Here is a 19,151-nt window from a genome sequence, read left to right on the forward strand (position 1 = left end):
AATCAATCTCCGCCATTCTGGCACGTGAGGAGGTCACATGATTCGTTCGATGCTGTACGCCACAGACCTGGGCCTTTATGCCCCTTATGTGATGCAGCATGCCTTGGCGCTGGCACGGACGTTTGAAGCCGAGTTGTATGTGGTGCATGCGGTGGAACCGATGGGGCTGTTCGCCGAATCGGTGTTGCAAAGCTATCTCGATGAGCAGGCGCTGAACGAATTCCATCGCCAAGGTCTGAATACGGTGATGGCCAATATCGAACAGCGGGTGCTCGACAGTTTTCGTGAGGAATTGGGGGAAGGGCAACAGGACTTGAAACTGATCAGGTCGGTCAGGGTGTACCAGGGCGATCCTTCCCAGGTCATTCTGGAGCAGGCTGCGAAACTCTCCGTTGATTTGCTGATCGTAGGCAGTCATTGCCAAGGGGCGAACGGTGAAACTCCCTTGGGCAGGACCGCTGCCCGGGTATTGCAGTTATCCCGGGTACCGGTCTACCTGGTTCCGCTGGTCCAGCGTCGACGTCAGGGCGAGGCTTGAGGCTAAATGATGGCGTTTTATAAAAAGTTCTAGATTTATTGTCGTGACCTTCCATATAGTTATATACCGTCGCTGATGCCCGTGGCGTCCAACTGCTTTGAGGGATACATATGAAGCTTCAACAACTGCGCTACATCTGGGAAGTGGCGCACCACGACCTCAACGTTTCCGCTACTGCCCAAAGCCTCTACACGTCGCAACCCGGCATCAGCAAGCAGATCCGCCTGTTGGAAGACGAGCTGGGCGTCGAAGTCTTCGCCCGCAGCGGCAAGCACCTGACCCGCGTGACCCCGGCCGGTGAGCGCATCATCACCACGGCTGGCGAGATCCTGCGCAAGGTCGAAAGCATCAAGCAGATCGCCCAGGAATTCTCCAACGAGAAAAAAGGCACCTTGTCGATCGCCACCACCCACACCCAGGCCCGCTATGCGCTGCCGCCGGTGATCAGCAACTTCATCAAGCAATACCCCGACGTGGCGCTGCACATGCACCAGGGGTCGCCGATGCAGATCGCCGAGATGGCTGCCGACGGTACGGTGGATTTCGCCATTGCCACCGAGGCCCTGGAGCTGTTCGGGGACCTGGTGATGATGCCGTGCTACCGCTGGAATCGCTGCGTGGTCGTGCCCCAGGGCCATCCGTTGACCAAGCTGCCGAAGCTGACCCTCGAAGCCCTGGCCGAATACCCGATCGTCACCTACGTATTCGGTTTCACCGGGCGTTCCAAGCTCGACGAAGCCTTCAGTCATCGTGGCCTGACGCCGAAAGTGGTGTTCACCGCCGCCGACGCCGACGTGATCAAGACTTACGTTCGCCTGGGCCTGGGCGTGGGCATCGTGGCGAAGATGGCCGTTGATACCAAGCTCGACAGTGACCTGGTTGTGCTGGATGCCAGCGAATTGTTCGAGTCCAGCGTGACCAAGATCGGTTTCCGTCGTGGCACTTTCCTGCGCGGTTTCATGTGCGATTTCATCGAGAAATTCGCGCCGCACCTGACCCGGGAAGTGATGGCCAAGGCCATCCAGTGCCACAACAAGCAGGAACTCGAAGAGTTGTTCGACGGCGTCGAACTGCCGGTGCACTAAAAAACGTTACCTGCCTAGATCGCCTCGGTGACAGTGAACTGTTGCCGGGCGCCCGCGACCACGATCTCCACCTCATCCCCTTCGAACTTGCCCAGCAGGCTTCGGCCCAGCGGTGAGCGAGGGGTGATGACGGTGATCGGCTGGCCTACCAGCGAGACCTTCAAGCCTGCCGCATCCGGCCCGAGGAAGAGCCATTGCTGGCGGCCGTGCTCATCTTCCAGTCCGATCAATGTGCCGACCTGAACGCCGCGCTGCTCGTCGTAAGGCCTCAACGTCAGGTTTTGACAAAGGGTGAGTGCCTGGCGGATTTCTTCCACGCGCCTGGCTTGTCCGGCGGCGAGGTAGGACGCCTCGAGGCCCAGGGTGTCGTATTTGTTCTCGGCGATGTTTTCTTCGTGGATCGCGGTTTCGTAGGCGGTTTGCGCGGCGCGCTCGGCGATATCGAGATCAATCTCGAGCTTGTCGAGAATCAACTGGTGGACGGTCTGTTTGTTCATGTCATTCGCAGAATTGCAGCACGTTGGCGCGGCTTTTTTCACTGGGCGCATTCTGGTCCTGTTGCAGCCAGAACTGGCACTTGGGGTTGGACAGGTTGCGAGGATTGCTGCGGGCCTGATCAAGCGCCTGACGCTGCTCGTTCCTCTGCAGGTTCTGCTGATACTGCTCGAACATCGGCGTGGGCGGCTCCGGGGGCGGTTGCACCGCCGGTGGTTGCGCCAGTTGATGGACGGCGGCGGCCACCGGTGCCAGTTGTTCGTTGAACAGGAATCTGGACAGCAGCCAGCCCGTCAACACGATGGCCAGGAACCCCAGCCACAGGCCCAGGGCAATGCTGAAGGTCAATTGCAAAGCCGTAAGGCGCGAGGGTGTCGAGTGATCGGGCATGGCTGCTTCCTGGCAGGGTCATGGGCAGGCGCTGATTGTCGCATGAAGATTAATCGCCGTCGGCTCTTCTGCGCGATCGGTTTATTCGGGACAATCAGGCCTTTGTCACAGGGAGTCGGGAATGGCTGTGCGCTGGGATATTTTTTGCACCGTCGTCGATAACTATGGCGACATCGGTGTCACTTGGCGCCTGGCTCGGCAATTGGTGGCCGAGCACCGATGCGCGGTGCGGCTGTGGGTCGACGACCTGCGTGCTTTCGAACGGCTGTGCCCGCAAATCGATACCACCCTGCCCGAGCAATGGCAGCAGGGCGTGCAAGTGTGCCACTGGCCTGCTGAGTGGCAGCCCACCGAGGCCGCCGAGGTGGTGATCGCCGCGTTTGCCTGCCAGTTGCCGAGTGCCTACATGGAAGCGATGGCCGAACGCCGGACGACGCCCTTGTGGATGAACCTCGATTATTTGAGCGCCGAGGACTGGGTGATCGGTTGCCATGGCTTACCGTCAGTCAAATACAAACATGTGCAGAAATATTTCTTTTTCCCGGGCTTTCGGGAGGGAACGGGTGGCTTGCTGCGTGAGGCCGGTCTGCTGGAGCGCCGTCGGCAATTCCAGCAGGATGCCGAAGCGCAACGCAGTTTCCTGCAAGGATTGGGCATCGAGCGGGCGCCGCAGGCCTGCCTGATCTCGCTGTTTGCCTACGAAAACGCCGGGCTGGCGAGCTGGTTCGACGCGATGGCAACCGATACCCAGGCATTTCATGTACTGGTTCCCGAAGGGCGAGTGCTGGGCGACGTCGAGCGTTGGCTCGGTGTCGAAGGCCTGAAGGTCGGTGCGCTGCATCGACGCGGCGCACTGACGGTGCAGGTGCTGCCGTTCGTTCGCCAGGATCAGTACGACCAGTTGCTGTGGTGCTGTGATTTCAACGCCGTGCGTGGCGAAGACTCCTTCGTGCGCGCGCAATGGGCCGGTCGGCCGCTGCTCTGGCATATCTACCAGCAGGAAGAAGACGTCCACTTGGAAAAGCTCGAGGCGTTTCTCAGGCTCTACAATCAAGGGCTTTCACCGGCCGCGCAAAAAGCGACCAGTGGTCTCTGGCGGGCCTGGAATGCCGGCCAGGACATGGCCGAGCATTGGAAAACCAGCCGCGAACAGCAGCAGGAACTGGCCGAACATGCCCAGGCGTGGTGTCTGGAACAGGCCTCGCGACCCGATCTTGCCGCAGCGCTGGTGAAGTTTTATGTAAATTGGATATGATACGCGGCCTAGATTTTTGTAAATCCCATCCAAATTCGGATATTCGCAATGAAAACTGGTAAAGAACTGAAACCCGGGACCGTGATCCGTCTCGAAAACGATCCTTGGCTGGTTCAGAAAGCTGAGTTCACCAAGTCGGGTCGTAACAGCGCGATCATGAAGACCAAGCTGAAGAACCTGCTGACCGGTTACAAGACCGAGATCGTCTACAGCGCCGACGACAAACTGGACGACGTGATCCTCGACCGCAAAGAAGCGACCCTGTCCTTCATCAGCGGTGACACCTACACGTTCATGGACACCACTGACTACACCATGTACGAGCTGAACGCCGAAGACATCGAAAGCGTTCTGCCGTTCATCGAAGAAGGCATGACCGACGTCTGCGAAGCCGTGTTCTTCGAAGAGCGCCTGGTTTCCGTAGAACTGCCGACCACCATCGTGCGTCAGGTTGACTACACCGAAGGTTCCGCTCGCGGTGACACTTCCGGCAAGGTCATGAAGCCTGCCAAACTGAAGAACGGTACCGAACTGTCGGTCGCTGACTTCATCGAAATCGGCGACATGATCGAGATCGATACCCGCGAAGGCGGTTCCTACAAAGGTCGCGCCAAGTAAGCGAAGCCTTCTGTATGAAAAAGCCCGACCATTGAGTTGGGCTTTTTTATTTCAGGACTGAATACCAGATCCCTTGTGGTTCCATCATCACTTCAGGTGCTGCTTGAGCTCTTCGGACACCTGCAACATCGCCGAACGCACTGCTGGCACCTGGCTGACCACATTGAGCAAGCCATAGTCGTGGATCATGCCGTTGTAGCGCACGGCCGTGACGGGCACACCGGCCGCGTCCAGTTTGCGGGCATAGGCTTCGCCTTCATCGCGCAAGACATCGGCCTCGGCGGTTTGCACCAGCGCTGGCGGCAGACCCTTGAGTTGTGCGGTGCTGGCCCGCAGCGGTGAGGCATAGATCTCGCCGCGTTGTCCGGCATCGGTGGTGTAGTTGTCCCAGAACCACTTCATCATGTTTTTACTGAGGAAGTGCCCTTCGGCGAACTGGTTGTAGGACGCCGTCTCGAAGCTGGCATCGGTCACCGGCCACAGCAATGCCTGGAAACGGATCGCCGGGGTGCCTTTGTCCTTCGCCATCAAGGCCACGACCGCCGCCATGTTGCCGCCGACGCTGTTGCCCACCACGGCCAGGCGCTTGCCATCGACGTTGATCTGCTTGCCGTGCTCGGCCACCCATTTCGTCGCGGCGTAAGCCTGGTTGATCGCCACCGGGTAATGCGCCTCGGGTGAGGGCGTGTAGTTGACGAATACCGCGACGGCACCGGACCCCGCCACCAGATCCCGGACCAGTCGTTCGTGGGTCGGGAAGTCGCCCAGTACCCAGCCACCGCCGTGGAAGAACATGAACACCGGCAACTCACCCTTGACCCCGGCGGGGCGAACGATGGTCAGGCTGATCGGCTGGCCATCGACCTGGATGGTTTTCTCGCTGACGTCGGCCTTGGGCAAGCTCAACTTTACCCCCGCCTGGGCGCCCACCAGGACGGCGCGGGCGTCCTTGGGCGACAGCTGCTCCAATGGCTTGTCGGTGCCGGCATTGAGCGCGTCGAGAAACGCCTGGGTGTTGTGTTCGACGATACCGTCGGCGAAGGCGCTGCTGACGCTGAGGGCGAGAAGGGTGCCGGTCAGGGCTTTGCTGAATGTGTTCATGTGTATCTCCTTGAGTTCGGGGCCAGGGTTGGTGGTCAGACGGTCACGTGCAGGCGCACATCCACGTTGCCGCGGGTGGCGTTGGAGTACGGGCAGACGTGGTGAGCTGCGTCCACCAGGCTTTGCGCGTCGGCCTGGTCCAGCCCTGGCAGGCTGATGTGCAGGTCGATGTCGAGGCCGAAACCACCGGGGATCTGGCCGATGCCGACATGGGCGGTAATCGAGGCGTCGTCCGGGATCTTGCGTTTGCTCTGGCTGGCCACGAATTTCAGGGCGCCGATGAAGCAGGCCGAGTAGCCGGCGGCGAACAATTGCTCAGGGTTGGTCGCCGCACCGCCCGCGCCGCCGAGTTCCTTGGGCGTGGCGAGTTTGACGTCGAGAATGTTGTCACTGGAGATCGCACGGCCATCACGGCCGCCGGTGGAAGTTGCGATTGCGGTATAGAGCGTTTGCATGATGGGAGCCTCGTTTCTGGGTTGATTTGTTTGTACTAAATGTTTGCGCGCTAAGCAGGTGTGAGGCGAATGTATAGCGCTAATATTTTGTGCGCAAGATAAATTTTCAAAACAGGTATGAAAATTCAGGCTGAAAGGGCTTGTACCCCTTGAGCTAGAGGGGTTTGGTGGTGTTAAAAATTTTTTTTCTGGTAGGCAGGGAGGCCGCTATCGCGAGCAAGCTCGCTCCCACAGAGGGGAGCGCCGCAACTTCAATGTGGGAGCGAGCTTGCTCGCGATAGCGGTGGGGCAGTTGGCGGGGATATCGGATGTACCGGCGCTTTCGCGAGCGAGCCCGCTCCCACAGGGAGTTGTGAGCGCCGCAAATCCAATGTGGGAGCGAGCTTGCTCGCGATAGCGGTGGGTCAGTTGGCGGGGATATCGGATGTACCGGCGCTTTCGTGAGCAAGCCCGCTTCCACAGGGGGAGTCAGAGGCTGTCTTGCAAATGCCCGCGTAGCGCTTGCAGGTCATGTTGCAGCTTCCTCAACTGTTCCAGGGTCTGGCCGCTGGCGGCGAGGATGCATTGGGGGATGTCGAGGGCTTTTTCCCGCAGGGCACGGCCCTGTTCGGTGAGTTCGACAATGACCACCCGTTCGTCCTCACGGCTGCGGGTGCGGCTCAACAGGCCTTCGGCCTCCAGGCGCTTGAGCAAGGGGGTCAGCGAGCCGGGGTCGGTAAGCAGGCGTGTGCTGATTTCACCGACGGTCAATCCGTCCTTTTCCCACAGCACCATCATCGCCAGGTATTGCGGATATGTCAGGCCCAGGGCCTGCAGCAGCGGCTTATAGACCTTGGTCATCAGCAGCGACGTGGAGTGCAGGGCGAAACAGACCTGGTTGTCGAGCAACAGGGCTTCGCAGGCTTCGGGGGTGTCGCGCAGGGTGTTCATGGCAAAACCTTCATTCAATGATCGTTACGAATCTAGCGGGCGAATCTTTAATGCGCCAGATAATTCTGACATTCCGGATAGATGTTACGTTTCCCCGCTGGCGCCGACTGCGTAGGATAAGCGCCCTGAGGAAAAGGGGAGTCTTCTGTGTTCGAATTTGCATTGTTCTTGGTGTTTGGTGCCGTGTTAGGCACCTTGGGGGGATTGTTCGGGATCGGTGGCGGCCTGATTGCCATTCCGGTGCTGGGCGTCTGGTTCGGCCTCGACCAGCAAATGGCCCAAGGGACGGCGCTGGTCATGGTGGTGCCCAATGTCATGCTGGCGTTGTGGCGTTACCACCAGCGCAATCGCATCGAATTGCGCCATGTCCTGCCGTTGGCTTCCATGGGGTTCTGCTTTGCCTGGCTTGGCTCGATCTGGGCCGTGGGGATCGATGCCGATAGCATGCGGATCGGCTTCGTGGCGTTCCTGATCGCGCTGACGCTCTACAACCTGGTTCGCATGTTTGCCGCCACCGCACCTGCTTCGGCGCAAATGCGGTATGGCTGGCCGTGGCTCGGCGTGCTGGGAGCCGCATCCGGCACCATGGGCGGTCTGTTCGGTGTCGGCGGGGCCGTTGTCGCCACCCCGATCCTAACCAGCATTTTTGGCACCAGCCAGGTGGTTGCCCAAGGCTTGTCCCTGGCGCTGGCCTTGCCCAGTACCGGCGTGACCCTCGCCACGTATGCGTTTCACCACGAAGTGGACTGGAGCATCGGCCTGCCGCTGGCCGTCGGTGGCTTGCTGAGCATCAGTTGGGGGGTGAAAGTCGCCCACGCCTTGCCGGAGCGGCTGTTGCGCGGGCTGTTCTGCGGTTTCCTGATGCTGTGCGCGGTGTTGCTCGCTTTTAAAGTTTGAAACCTTCGACGATGTGTTCGGCCAGGCACTCGGTGATCGGCGACGGGTTATGCAGGTTGCGGATCAGCATGATGCTGGCCTCGGGCAGCTCCGGCAGGTCTTCGGCCTTGCCCAGTACGCGCATGTCCGGGGTCAGCAGGCTTTCCAGTTGCGCCGTGATTGCCAGGCCGGCCCCCACCACCGCCATGAGCGCCGACAGGCTCGAGCTGTTGTACGCCACGCGATAATCGCGGCCCATGGCATCCAGCGCATTGCAGGCCCATTGCCGGCAGAAACAATCGCTGTTGAACATTGCCAGCGGCAGCGGTGTTTGTTCATGGACGTTGAAGCAGGCGGCTTCGGCCCAGACAAAACGCTCCTTGCGCAGCAACTGGCCGATTTCGTCCCCCGGTTTGCGGGTGACGATGGACAGGTCCAGGTCCTGGCGCAGCAGCAACTGCTTGGATGACTCGCAGTGCACTTCGATTTCGATCAGTGGATAGAACTGGGCGAAGCGTTGCAGGATGCCCGGCAGGAAACGCATCACGTAATCGTCCGGCGTGCCGATGCGCACCGTGCCGACCATGTGCGGTTCGCGCAGGGTATTGAACACCTCGCTGTGCAGCTTGAGGATCCGCCGGGCGTAACCCAGCAACACCTGGCCTTCGGCGGTGAGCTTGACCTGGCGCCCGTCGCGTTCGAACAGCCGTCGTTGCAAGACGTCCTCTTCCAGCCGCTTCATCTGCATGCTGACGGCAGACTGGGTGCGATTGACCAATTCCCCGGCGCGAGTGAAACCGCCCTGGTCGGCGATGGCGACAAAGGTACGCAGCACTTCCGTATCGATGCTCGGGTAACTCGACAATTGATCAATCTCCGAGATGTATTGCATAAGAAACATTCGTTGGATTGATCTTAGCGTTAGCGCGAGACTTGAGCCATCCCCAACGGAGGACATCACGATGAAAGGTCAAAAAGGTTATCTACTGATAGACAAACTCTCCCACGGCTTTTCCATCAGCGCCTTGCTGCACAAGTTTAGCCGCTGGTACGAATTGCACCATGAACGCGAACTGCTGGCCGGAATGAGCGACGAGGCGCTCAAGGACATCGGCGTGAGTCGTGCCGACGTGGAGCAGGAAGTGGTTCGGCCATTCTGGGATGACCCAATGCACAAATGAGCCATCCTCTCCTACACAAACCCCTTATTGGTGAGGTAGGTTGCGAGCAGACAAGGAGATCTCCATGCCCGCGACTGTGTCCTTTACCCTCAAACAGGCCCGGCGTCTGGCGTTGGCCGCCCAAGGATTCGATGGGCGGTCGCCGCCAGCTTCGGTGCAACCCTCGCGCCTCAACCGTCTGATCGAACGCCTCGGCGTCCTGCAGATCGACTCCGTCAATGCGCTGGTGCGCTCGCATTACCTCCCGTTGTTTTCCCGCCTCGGTCACTACCCTCGCGATTTGCTCGATCAAGCCGCCTGGAGCCAGGGCCGACGCCGCACGCTGTTCGAATATTGGGGCCATGAAGCGTCGCTGCTGCCGCTGTCCATGTATCCACTGATGCGCTGGCGCATGGATCGGGCGTCGCGTGGCGAGGGCATCTACCAGCAATTGGCGCGTTTCGGTCATGAACGCCAGGATGTCATCCGTCGTGTCCTGGCGTCGGTCCAGGAGCAGGGCGCCCTTGGTGCGGGCAGCTTGTCCACGCGCCAGGAGAAGGCCGGGCCGTGGTGGGACTGGAGCGCAGAGAAACATGCGCTGGAGTGGCTATTCGCGGCGGGCGAAGTCACGGTGGCGGGGCGGCGTGGGTTCGAGCGGCTCTACGACTTGCCGGAGCGGGTACTGCCGGCTTCGATCCTGCAGCAACCGTTGCCGGACGAAGCCCAGGCCCAACGCGCCTTGCTGGTACATGCCGCCGACGCCCTGGGCGTCGCGACCGAGAAAGACCTGCGCGACTACTTTCGCCTCGACCCGGCCGACAGTCGCGGACGGCTGGCCGAGCTGGAGGAGGCCGGGGAGCTGCTGCGCTGTCAGGTGCAGGGCTGGAAGCAACCGGCCTGGTGCCGACCCACGGCGAAGATCCCTCGCAAAGTAGCGGCCAGCGCCTTGTTGTCGCCGTTCGATTCGCTGGTCTGGGAGCGCAGCCGTACCGAGCGACTGTTCGATTTCCGCTATCGGCTGGAGATCTACACCCCTGTCCACAAGCGGATGTACGGCTATTACGTATTGCCGTTCTTGCACAATGAACGCATCGCGGCTCGGGTGGACCTGCGGGCGGAGCGGGCCCTGGGCCGATTGGCTGTGCATGCGGTGCACGAGGAGGAACCGGGGCTGGACGAGGAGGGGGTGCAGGCCTTGGCGATTAACCTGCGGCGCATGGCCGATTGGCTGGGGTTGGAGCAGGTCCAGCTTAACTGTCAGCGGGTGGGTGGGGTGCGCTTGGCGGTGGCGTTGGCTCAGTTCGGTGGTGACTGAGCTGGCCCTATCGCGAGCAAGCTCGCTCCCACATTGGATCTGCTGTGAACACAAAACCTGTGGTCACCCGGGACCCGTTGTGGGAGCGAGCTTGCTCGCGATAGCAGTCTAGCCGGCGAAGAAGAACCTACCGCCGAACCTGCTTCAACGTCTCCGCAATCAGGAACGCCAGCTCCAGCGACTGATCGGCATTCATCCGCGGGTCGCAATGGGTGTGGTAGCGGTCCGACAGCCCGTCCTCGGTAATCGGTCGCGCACCGCCGATGCATTCGGTGACGTTTTGCCCGGTCATTTCGATGTGAATCCCGCCGGCATAGGTGCCTTCGGCTTCGTGGGCCTGGAAGAACTGCTTCACTTCACCGAGGATCTGCGCGAAGTCCCGGGTCTTGTAGCCGCTGCTGGCCTTGATGGTGTTGCCGTGCATCGGGTCGGAGCTCCACAGCACCTGCTTGCCTTCACGTTGCACGGCGCGCAACAGTGGCGGCAGGTGTTCGCCGACCTTGTTGGCGCCCATCCGGGCGATCAGGTTCAGCCGGCCGGGGTCGTTGTCCGGGTTGAGCACGTCGATCAGGCGGATCAGGTCGTCCGGGTCCATGCTCGGGCCGACCTTGACCCCGATCGGGTTGTTCACCCCACGCAGGAATTCGACATGGGCACCGTCCAACTGACGGGTGCGGTCGCCGATCCAGAGCATGTGGGCCGAGCAGTCGTAATAGTCGTTGGTCAGGCTGTCACGGCGCACGAAGGCTTCTTCGTAATTGAGCAGCAGTGCTTCGTGGGCGGTGAAGAAACTGGTTTCGCGCAGTTGCGGCGAGCTGTCCATGCCGCAGGCGCGCATGAATGCCAGGGTTTCGTCGATGCGGTCGGCCAGGTGGCTGTATTTTTCCGCCAGGGCCGAGTTGGCGATGAAGTCCAGGTTCCACTTGTGCACCTGGTGCAGATCGGCGAAACCGCCCTGGGCGAAGGCGCGCAGCAGGTTCAAGGTGGCGGTGGACTGGTGGTAGGACTGCAACAACCGCTCCGGGTCCGGTACGCGGCTTTTTTCGTCGAAACCGATACCGTTGACGATGTCGCCGCGGTAGGCCGGCAGGGTCACGCCGTCGATGGTTTCGTCGTTGGCCGAGCGTGGCTTGGCGAACTGTCCGGCCATGCGCCCGACCTTGACCACCGGGCAGCCGGCGGCAAAGGTCATGACGATCGCCATCTGCAGGAGCACCTTGAAGGTGTCGCGGATCTTGGCCGCCGAGAACTCGGCAAAGCTTTCGGCGCAATCGCCGCCTTGCAGCAGGAACGCCCGGCCCTGGGTGACTTCGGCGAACTGACGGCGCAACTCCCGGGCTTCGCCGGCAAACACTAACGGCGGATAACTGGCCAGGGTCTGCTCTACCTGCGACAGGTGCGCGGCGTCGGGGTAACGGGGTTGCTGCTGGATCGGCAGGGCACGCCAGCTGTCAGGGCTCCAGGGTTGGCTCATCATGATCTCTAGGTGATTTACGCTCGGACGGCCATGTTATCAGCAAATTAGTACGTGACCTGTTCCGGTTGCTTCGCGGACAATCGCGCCTTTGTCCCGTATCCGCAGGCTCATGCCGGCACGGCAACCATCAGGAGATGAAATGACAGAGGAGCGCGTCGAGCATTTGCTCGCCGAGGTGCACGACGAGTTCGGCATGATTCGCGTATTCGAAGTGGCCGATTACCGGTTTCTGGAGTTTGGCGATGCCATCGAGCAAAGCTGCGTGTTCACAGCCGATCCGAGCTGGCTCGAATATGACTACACCCGCGCCATGCTCATCGGTGCGTTGTGTCACGAGCAGCCGGAAAGCGCGCTGTTCCTGGGGCTGGGTGCCGGTACGCTGACCCAGGCCTGCCTCAAGTTCCTGCCACTGGAAGACGTCGAGGCTATCGAACTGCGTCCCGACGTGCCGCGCCTGGCCATCGAATACCTGGGGCTGGACGACGATCCGCGACTGTACATCCGCGTTGGCGATGCTTTGGAGCTGCTTGAAACGGCGGAACCGGCGGACCTGATTTTCGTCGACCTCTATACCGATGTCGGCCCGGGCGTCGGGCACCTGGCCTGGGGGTTCCTGGAAAACTGCCAGAAGCGCCTCAACCCGGGCGGCTGGCTGGTGATCAACCAATGGGCCACCGACGACGGCAAGCCATTGGGCGCGGCGCTCTTGCGCGGTTTGTACCACCGGCATTATTGGGAGCTGCCGGTGAAGGAGGGCAATGTGATCCTGATTGTGCCGGCGGACCTCGATCAGGAGCTGGACATGCAAGGACTGGTCGCCAGGGCCGAAGGGCTGGCGCCACGCTTGGGGTATTCGTTGCAGTCACTGATCAAGGCGATCCGGCCGGCGACCTGATCAAAGGCCCCCAAAACCTTTTTACAAGTGAGTTCCCCTGTGGCGAGGGAGCTTGCTCCCGCTGGGTCGCGAAGCGGCCCCCTTCGATTTCAGATATCAACCCAGGCGTCTGCTTCGCAGCCGAGCGGGAGCAAGCTCCCTCGCCACAAGGGCAAAGTCGTCTGGAGGTGAACCGTTTTAGCTGGCTGCCCCAAGGCCTTCTGACAGCGAGCCCCATAACGGGGTTTGGCAATAAAAAAAGCTCCCTTTTCGGGCAAATTCCGGTATAGTGCGCGCCGGCCTTTAGCCGGGCCGCGTCAAGGTAGCGCAATTCTCCGAAGTCAGCTTCGGTTGCATGTCCGCACAACGGATGCTTCCACGACGTTCTTTTTCCATTCATTCGTTTTCGCAAATCCCCGCCGACAAAGCAGCCAGGGCGACTCTTGAGTCTCAACACGGCATGCGCAGCTTTGGAGCATGGGTCTTTGCGGATGCACTTAGAGGCAGACCCATGACCCAGGAAACCGGCGGCTTCGCCGCTTTTAATCTCAACCCGAACATTCTTGCTGCCGTCACCGCGACCGGCTACGAAGAACCTTCGGCGATTCAGCAGCAATCGATCCCGATCATCATGGCCGGCCACGACATGATTGGCCAGGCGCAAACCGGTACGGGTAAAACCGCTGCGTTCGCTCTGCCGATCCTGCATCGCATCGATCCTGCCAAGCGCGAACCGCAAGCCCTGATCCTGGCGCCAACCCGTGAGTTGGCGCTGCAAGTAGCCACCGCTTTCGAAACCTACTCCAAGCAAATGCCTGGCGTTACCGTTGTGGCCGTTTACGGCGGCGCCCCGATGGGCCCACAACTGAAAGCTATCCGTAATGGCGCGCAGATCGTTGTCGCCACTCCGGGTCGTCTGTGCGACCACCTGCGTCGTGACGAAAAAGTCCTGGCTACCGTGAACCACCTGGTTCTCGACGAAGCCGACGAGATGCTCAAGCTGGGCTTCATGGATGACCTGGAAGTCATCTTCAAGGCTCTGCCGGCGACCCGCCAGACTGTATTGTTCTCGGCCACCCTGCCGCAATCGATCCGTGCCATTGCCGAGCGCCACCTGCGCGATCCGCAACACGTGAAGATCCAGACCAAGACTCAGACCGTCACCGCGATCGAACAAGCTCACCTGCTGGTTCACGCCGACCAGAAGACTTCCGCCGTTCTCAGCTTGCTGGAAGTGGAAGACTTCGACGCCCTGATCATGTTCGTGCGCACCAAGCAAGCGACCCTGGACCTGGCCAGCGCCCTGGAAGCCAAAGGCTACAAAGCCGCCGCGCTGAACGGTGACATTGCCCAGAACCAGCGTGAGCGCGTGATCGACTCCCTCAAGGATGGCCGCCTGGACATCGTTGTGGCGACCGACGTCGCTGCCCGTGGCCTGGATGTTCCGCGCATCACCCACGTGTTCAACGTGGACATGCCGTACGATCCGGAATCCTACGTTCACCGTATCGGCCGTACCGGCCGTGCCGGTCGCGAAGGCCGCGCGCTGCTGCTGGTCACTCCACGTGAGCGCCGCATGCTGCAAGTGATCGAGCGTGTGACTGGCCAGAAGGTGGCTGAAGTTCGCCTGCCGGACGCCCAGGCCGTTCTCGATGCCCGCATCAAGAAACTGACCAACAGCCTGTCGCCCCTGGTGGCTGACGCCGAATCGACCCACGGTGATCTGCTCGATCGCCTGACCGCCGACATCGGTTGCACCCCACGTGCCCTGGCCGCGGCACTGCTGCGCAAGGCCACCAATGGCCAGGCGCTGAACCTGGCTGCGATCGAGAAGGAACGTCCCCTGGTGCCGAACAACGCACCGCGTGGCGATCGTCCCGAGCGCACCGGTGATCGTCCGGACCGTGGTGATCGCGAGCGTCGTGCACCGATCCCGCTGGCCGAAGGTCGCGCGCGCTGCCGTACTGCGCTGGGTGCCCGTGACGGCATCGCCGCCAAGAACCTGCTGGGTGCCATCCTCAACGAAGGCGGCTTGGCCCGCGAAGCGATCGGCCGCATCCAGGTGCGTGACAGCTTCAGCCTGGTCGAGCTGCCGGAAGATGGTCTGGAGAAGTTGCTGACCAAGCTGAAAGACACCCGCGTCGCTGGCAAGCAGCTCAAGCTGCGTCGCTATCGCGAGGATTGATCGGCTCTTGGGCTGATTGATCGAACATGAAAAATCCCCGACTGGTTCGGGGATTTTTTTTGCCTGATGTTTGGTGTGCTTTCAGGGTGGAGGCCAATCGCGAGCTCGCTCCCACATTGGACTTGCGGTGCTCACAAAACCCTGTGGGAGCGAGCTCGCTCGCGATTGAAGCGACGCGGTCCATCGGTCAATCGAACCGATAAATGTCCATCCCCAGCGTCCCCATCGTGAACCCTGCATGGGCAACGCTGAATGTCCCACCGGCACCCCGGGCAAAATACAGCGGCAACAAGTGCTCATCGCTGGGGTGGCTGTGCACGGCATTGGGGGCTTGGCGACGGTAATCGTGCAGCGCGGTCTCGTCGTCGGCCGCCAGTTGCTCGACCATCCAATCGCGAAAGGCCTTGGCCCAGGGTTCGATGCTGTCAGGGCCGGCGTTCCAGTCCAGGTCGCGCAGGTTATGGGTGATGCTGCCGGAGCCGATCAGCAAGACGCCCTCTTGGCGCAGGCTCGCCAGGGCCTGGCCGACCTGTGTCTGCAGCGCCGGTCCCTGCTGGCTGGGCAGGGAAACCTGCACCACCGGAATGTCAGCCTCGGGGTACATCAACGACAATGGCACCCAGACGCCATGGTCGGACGGCCGTTGAGGGTCGAGGCGGGCCGGCAGGTGCGCGGCGTTGAGCATGTTCGCTACTTGCGTCGCCAGTCGAGGATCGCCAGGCGCGGGGTACTGCACCTCATACAGCGCCGGTGGAAAGCCGCCGAAGTCGTGCCAGGTGCGCGGCTGCGGATTGGCGCTGACCAGCAGTTCGTTGCTTTCCCAGTGGGCGGACACGATGACGATGGCCTTGGGCTTGGGCAACTGACTGGCCAGGCGAGCCAGTGCCGGCCCGCTGGCGCCGGGTTCCAGGGCGAGCATCGGTGAGCCATGGGAGATAAACAGGCTGGGCAGCATGAACGGACTCCTGAGCGTTAAGATGGGCTCATCTTCCGTCAGGTCTATGATCTAAATCTAATATAAGTTTTAGCGCGTTTTGATCGAATTTTTGGAGCGAATCATGGAGCCCGAGTTTTGGCACAAGCGCTGGTCATCGAACCAGATCGGTTTTCATTTGCCGGAGGTGAACCCCTACCTGCGGCATTTCTGGCCGCAACTGGGGTTGGAACGGGGCAGTCGAGTGTTGGTGCCGTTGTGTGGCAAAAGCCTGGATCTGCTGTGGCTTGCCCATCAGGGATATTCGGTTTTGGGCGTGGAGTTGTCGGAAAAAGCCGCAACCGATTTTTTCCTTGAGCATCAGCTTGAGCCGAGCGTAAGCGAGGAGGGCGTATTCAAGGTCTTTCGTGCGGCTGATATCGAGATTCGCTGCGGTGATTTCTTTGCCCTGGACCGGGAGGATGTGGCCGATTGCACGGCATTGTACGACCGCGCGGCGCTGATCGCCTTGCCGGCGCCGATGCGGGAGCAGTATGCGGTTCATCTGCAGAGGATCTTGCCCAACGGTGTCGGGTTGTTGATTACCCTGGATTACCACCAGGATGAAATGCCTGGCCCGCCTTTCTCCGTGGGAAATGATGAGGTGCAGCGGCTGCTGGGGGATGCCTGGCGGCTGGAGATCCTGCAGGAGCAGGATGTGCTGGGGGAAAGCTGGAAGTTCTTGCAGGCTGGGGTGACACGGCTGGATGAGCGGGTGTATCGGATTTCCAGTCGTTGATGCTGTGCGTCTATGCTGGCGCCATCGCGAGCAAGCTCGCTCCCACAGTTGATCGGCAGTGAATAAAGAGTCTGCGTCCACCGAAGATTCCTGTGGGAGCGAGCTTGCTCGCGATGGCGCCCGTCCAGTCACCCCATGATCCCCCGGATAAAAAAAGCCCGCATTGCTGCGGGCTTTTTTACAAGGCTTAGCGGTTAGCCGCGACGACGCAGTGCGTCGATACGCTCTTCCAGCGGCGGGTGGCTCATGAACATGCGTGCCAGGCCCTGCTTGATGCCACCGTTGATGCCAAAGGCATTCAGGGTATCTGGCATGTGCACCGGCAGGCCTTGCTCGGCGCGCAGGCGTTGCAGGGCGCCGATCATGGCGCTGGTGCCGGCCAGGCGTGCACCGGCGTCGTCGGCGCGGAACTCGCGTTTGCGCGAGAACCACATGACGATGGCGCTGGCGAGGATGCCCAGTACCAGCTCGGCGAAGATCGTCGCCACGTAGTAGGCGATACCCTGGCCTTCTTCGTTCTTGAAGATCACCTTGTCGACGAAATTACCAATGATCCGGGCGAAGAACATCACGAAGGTGTTCACCACGCCCTGGATCAACGCCAGGGTCACCATGTCGCCGTTGGCGACGTGGCCGATCTCGTGGGCCAGTACGGCCTTGACTTCATCGGGCGAGAACCGCTCGAGCAGACCCTGGCTGACGGCGACCAGGGCGTCGTTCTTGTTCCAGCCGGTGGCGAAGGCGTTGGCCTCGTAGGCCGGGAAGATACCGACTTCCGGCATCTTGATACCGGCTTCGCGGGACAACTGCTCGACGGTCTGCAGCAGCCATTGTTCGTGACGCGTGCGCGGCTGGCTGATGATCTGGGTACCGGTGCTCATCTTCGCCATCCACTTGGAGATGAACAGCGAAAACAGGGAACCGGCGAAACCGAACACCGCACAGAAGATCAGCAGCTGATTGAGGTTGAGGTCAACCCCATTGGCCGCCATGAACCCGTTGAAGCCAAAGAGGCTCAGGGTGATGCTGGCAATCAGCACGACCGCCAGGTTAGTGGCCAAGAACAGCAGGATGCGCATCATGGTTGTGAAAATCTCCTCATGCTAAAGATGTAGCGTTATGCGGGGTATATAAGGTGCTGCCGCAGGCTATTCAACTCGGCGACTATTTCAAACTGTGTCCTACAGGCGTCCTAAATGTTTGAAAGACTTTTCTGAAAGTGACCAGGGAAAAGAAATGCGCTGCCTGCCCCCCGTGAACGTTGAGCCCAGATGCATGTTGACCATCCAATTCCCAGTGTAGAAGGCCCGACGGAGTCGGCGGAACGGATATGTTGCTGAATCAAACAGCGTGCGAGGTGAGGACGCCCCGCACGCAGCCCGGCTTATTGACGGTAGGACTTGAGGAAGTTGCCGATCCGGCCAATGGCCTGGTCGAGGTCATCGACCCGCGGCAGGGTCACGACGCGGAAGTGGTCCGGCCATGGCCAGTTGAATGCCGTACCCTGGACCACCAGCAGCTTCTCGGACAGCAGCAGGTCGAGGACGAACTTTTCATCGTTATGGATCGGGCAGACCTTCGGGTCGATCCGTGGGAAGGCATACAACGCGCCCATCGGCTTGACGCAACTGACGCCGGGAATGTCGTTGAGCAATTCCCAGGTGCGATTGCGCTGTTCCAGCAGCCGGCCCTGGGGCAGGACCAGGTCGTTGATGCTCTGGTAGCCGCCCAGCGCCGTCTGGATCGCATGCTGGCTCGGCACGTTGGCACACAGGCGCATGTTGGCCAGCATGTCGATGCCTTCGATGTAGCTCTGGGCATGGTGCTTGGGCCCGGAGATGGCGATCCAGCCGGAGCGGAAACCGGCGACCCGATAGGACTTGGACAGGCCGTTGAAGGTCAGGCACAGCAGGTCCGGCGCCAGGGAAGCGGTGCACACGTGCACGGCGTCGTCGTAGAGGATCTTGTCGTAGATCTCGTCGGAGAACACCACCAGGTTGTGCTGGCGGGCCAGTTCCAGCATGCCCAGCAGCACTTCCCGGGAGTACACGGCGCCGGTCGGGTTGTTCGGGTTGATGATCACCAGTGCCTTGGTATTGGGCGTGATCTTGGCCTTGATGTCCGCCAGGTCGGGAAACCAGTTGGCCTGTTCGTCGCACAGGTAATGCACCGGGTTGCCGCCGGACAGGCTCACTGCGGCGGTCCACAGCGGATAGTCCGGTGCCGGTACCAGCACTTCGTCACCGTTGTTGAGCAGGGCCTGCATGGACATCACGATCAGCTCGGACACGCCGTTGCCCAGGTAGATGTCCTCGATGCCGATCCCTTCGACCTGCTTCTGCTGGTAATACTGCATCACGGCCTTGCGCGCACTGAACAGGCCTTTGGAGTCGCTGTAGCCCTGGGCGGTCGGCAGGTTGCGGATGACGTCCTGGAGGATTTCATCGGGCGCTTCGAAACCAAAGGGTGCCGGGTTGCCGATGTTCAGCTTGAGGATGCGATGACCTTCCTCTTCCAGGCGTTTGGCGTGCTTGAGCACCGGGCCGCGAATGTCGTAGCAGACGTTGGCGAGCTTGTTCGATTTGCTGACCTGCATGGCGATGTGTTCCCGAAAATGAACGATCCAGGCGGCGTATGAACTACCGTAACTGGGAATCCTGCGTCTGTGCCCAGGCCTGACGCGGT

General features: G+C 60.8%; 20 protein-coding genes. 10 read left to right on the forward strand and 10 right to left on the reverse strand.

The window, feature by feature from the left end; genetic code table 11:
* Nucleotides 1-37 precede the first annotated feature (37 nt).
* Both J4E63_RS06080 and cysB read left to right on the forward strand, forming a co-directional pair.
* Nucleotides 38-538, forward strand: a complete 501-nt coding sequence (locus J4E63_RS06080) for a universal stress protein (RefSeq protein WP_060738547.1) — start codon at nt 38-40, stop codon at nt 536-538.
* 110 nt (nt 539-648) lie between these two features.
* On the forward strand, nt 649-1,623 hold the full coding sequence (cysB, locus tag J4E63_RS06085; protein ID WP_003199376.1) for an HTH-type transcriptional regulator CysB: 975 nt from the start codon (nt 649-651) through the stop codon (nt 1,621-1,623).
* Nucleotides 1,624-1,637: 14 nt separating this feature from the next.
* Here the strand turns inward: cysB and J4E63_RS06090 are convergent, their stop codons facing one another.
* Nucleotides 1,638-2,120 carry a GreA/GreB family elongation factor gene (locus J4E63_RS06090; RefSeq protein WP_207281373.1) on the reverse strand — a complete coding sequence of 161 codons (483 nt, stop codon included), beginning with the start codon at nt 2,118-2,120 and terminating at the stop codon, nt 1,638-1,640.
* 1 nt (nt 2,121) lies between these two features.
* Entirely contained in the window at nt 2,122-2,508 is a 387-nt protein-coding gene (locus J4E63_RS06095) for a hypothetical protein (RefSeq protein WP_207281374.1), read from the reverse strand.
* 121 nt (nt 2,509-2,629) lie between these two features.
* Here J4E63_RS06095 and earP point away from each other — a divergent pair, with 121 nt between their 5' ends.
* Entirely contained in the window at nt 2,630-3,763 is a 1,134-nt protein-coding gene (gene earP, locus J4E63_RS06100; protein WP_207281375.1) for an elongation factor P maturation arginine rhamnosyltransferase EarP, read from the forward strand.
* Between the two features lie 48 nt (nt 3,764-3,811).
* Nucleotides 3,812-4,381, forward strand: coding sequence for an elongation factor P (locus tag J4E63_RS06105; protein WP_003199385.1), 570 nt, complete (start codon nt 3,812-3,814; stop codon nt 4,379-4,381).
* An 87-nt stretch (nt 4,382-4,468) separates the two neighbouring features.
* On the opposite strand, the gene J4E63_RS06110 is transcribed toward J4E63_RS06105, so the two are convergent.
* The 3 genes from J4E63_RS06110 to J4E63_RS06120 form a co-directional block, all read right to left on the reverse strand.
* Complete coding sequence (locus J4E63_RS06110; RefSeq protein ID WP_207281376.1) at nt 4,469-5,482, reverse strand: alpha/beta hydrolase; 1,014 nt, start codon at nt 5,480-5,482, stop codon at nt 4,469-4,471.
* Nucleotides 5,483-5,517: 35 nt separating this feature from the next.
* Nucleotides 5,518-5,937 carry an organic hydroperoxide resistance protein gene (locus J4E63_RS06115; protein ID WP_103309637.1) on the reverse strand — a complete coding sequence of 140 codons (420 nt, stop codon included), beginning with the start codon at nt 5,935-5,937 and terminating at the stop codon, nt 5,518-5,520.
* A 468-nt stretch (nt 5,938-6,405) separates the two neighbouring features.
* Nucleotides 6,406-6,867 carry a MarR family winged helix-turn-helix transcriptional regulator gene (locus tag J4E63_RS06120; protein WP_207281377.1) on the reverse strand — a complete coding sequence of 154 codons (462 nt, stop codon included), beginning with the start codon at nt 6,865-6,867 and terminating at the stop codon, nt 6,406-6,408.
* Nucleotides 6,868-7,014: 147 nt separating this feature from the next.
* Here J4E63_RS06120 and J4E63_RS06125 point away from each other — a divergent pair, with 147 nt between their 5' ends.
* Nucleotides 7,015-7,764 carry a sulfite exporter TauE/SafE family protein gene (locus J4E63_RS06125; RefSeq protein ID WP_192259594.1) on the forward strand — a complete coding sequence of 250 codons (750 nt, stop codon included), beginning with the start codon at nt 7,015-7,017 and terminating at the stop codon, nt 7,762-7,764.
* Here J4E63_RS06125 and J4E63_RS06130 read toward each other — a convergent pair.
* A complete protein-coding gene (locus J4E63_RS06130; RefSeq protein ID WP_207282453.1) occupies nt 7,754-8,608 on the reverse strand; it encodes a LysR substrate-binding domain-containing protein in 855 nt (284 codons plus the stop codon). The genes J4E63_RS06125 and J4E63_RS06130 overlap by 11 nt on opposite strands.
* Before the next feature lie 97 nt (nt 8,609-8,705).
* Here J4E63_RS06130 and J4E63_RS06135 point away from each other — a divergent pair, with 97 nt between their 5' ends.
* Nucleotides 8,706-8,924, forward strand: coding sequence for a DUF1127 domain-containing protein (locus J4E63_RS06135; RefSeq protein ID WP_053120494.1), 219 nt, complete (start codon nt 8,706-8,708; stop codon nt 8,922-8,924).
* A gap of 64 nt (nt 8,925-8,988) precedes the next feature.
* Entirely contained in the window at nt 8,989-10,218 is a 1,230-nt protein-coding gene (locus J4E63_RS06140; RefSeq protein WP_207281378.1) for a winged helix-turn-helix domain-containing protein, read from the forward strand.
* A gap of 127 nt (nt 10,219-10,345) precedes the next feature.
* On the opposite strand, the gene J4E63_RS06145 is transcribed toward J4E63_RS06140, so the two are convergent.
* A complete protein-coding gene (locus J4E63_RS06145) occupies nt 10,346-11,692 on the reverse strand; it encodes a class II 3-deoxy-7-phosphoheptulonate synthase (protein ID WP_092472922.1) in 1,347 nt (448 codons plus the stop codon).
* Between the two features lie 142 nt (nt 11,693-11,834).
* Between J4E63_RS06145 and J4E63_RS06150 the strand changes: the two genes are divergently transcribed.
* Together J4E63_RS06150 and J4E63_RS06155 are read left to right on the forward strand one after the other, a co-directional pair.
* Nucleotides 11,835-12,590, forward strand: coding sequence for a spermidine synthase (locus J4E63_RS06150; RefSeq protein ID WP_025212625.1), 756 nt, complete (start codon nt 11,835-11,837; stop codon nt 12,588-12,590).
* A gap of 490 nt (nt 12,591-13,080) precedes the next feature.
* The gene (locus tag J4E63_RS06155) at nt 13,081-14,754 is read left to right on the forward strand and encodes a DEAD/DEAH box helicase (protein ID WP_014337279.1); all 1,674 of its coding nucleotides are present in this window, start codon (nt 13,081-13,083) and stop codon (nt 14,752-14,754) included.
* A 187-nt stretch (nt 14,755-14,941) separates the two neighbouring features.
* Here J4E63_RS06155 and J4E63_RS06160 read toward each other — a convergent pair whose 3' ends face one another.
* Entirely contained in the window at nt 14,942-15,709 is a 768-nt protein-coding gene (locus J4E63_RS06160) for a class III extradiol ring-cleavage dioxygenase (RefSeq protein WP_207281379.1), read from the reverse strand.
* Between the two features lie 103 nt (nt 15,710-15,812).
* Here J4E63_RS06160 and J4E63_RS06165 point away from each other — a divergent pair, with 103 nt between their 5' ends.
* A complete protein-coding gene (locus J4E63_RS06165; RefSeq protein WP_207281380.1) occupies nt 15,813-16,466 on the forward strand; it encodes a thiopurine S-methyltransferase in 654 nt (217 codons plus the stop codon).
* Between the two features lie 194 nt (nt 16,467-16,660).
* On the opposite strand, the gene htpX is transcribed toward J4E63_RS06165, so the two are convergent.
* Nucleotides 16,661-17,548, reverse strand: a complete 888-nt coding sequence (gene htpX, locus J4E63_RS06170; protein WP_003183732.1) for a protease HtpX — start codon at nt 17,546-17,548, stop codon at nt 16,661-16,663.
* A gap of 302 nt (nt 17,549-17,850) precedes the next feature.
* Nucleotides 17,851-19,062, reverse strand: a complete 1,212-nt coding sequence (locus J4E63_RS06175; RefSeq protein ID WP_018603142.1) for a pyridoxal phosphate-dependent aminotransferase — start codon at nt 19,060-19,062, stop codon at nt 17,851-17,853.
* Between the last annotated feature and the right edge of the window lie 89 nt (nt 19,063-19,151).

This window comes from Pseudomonas sp. FW300-N2F2 (genome assembly GCF_017351655.1).
GTDB lineage: Bacteria > Pseudomonadota > Gammaproteobacteria > Pseudomonadales > Pseudomonadaceae > Aquipseudomonas > Aquipseudomonas fluorescens_AA.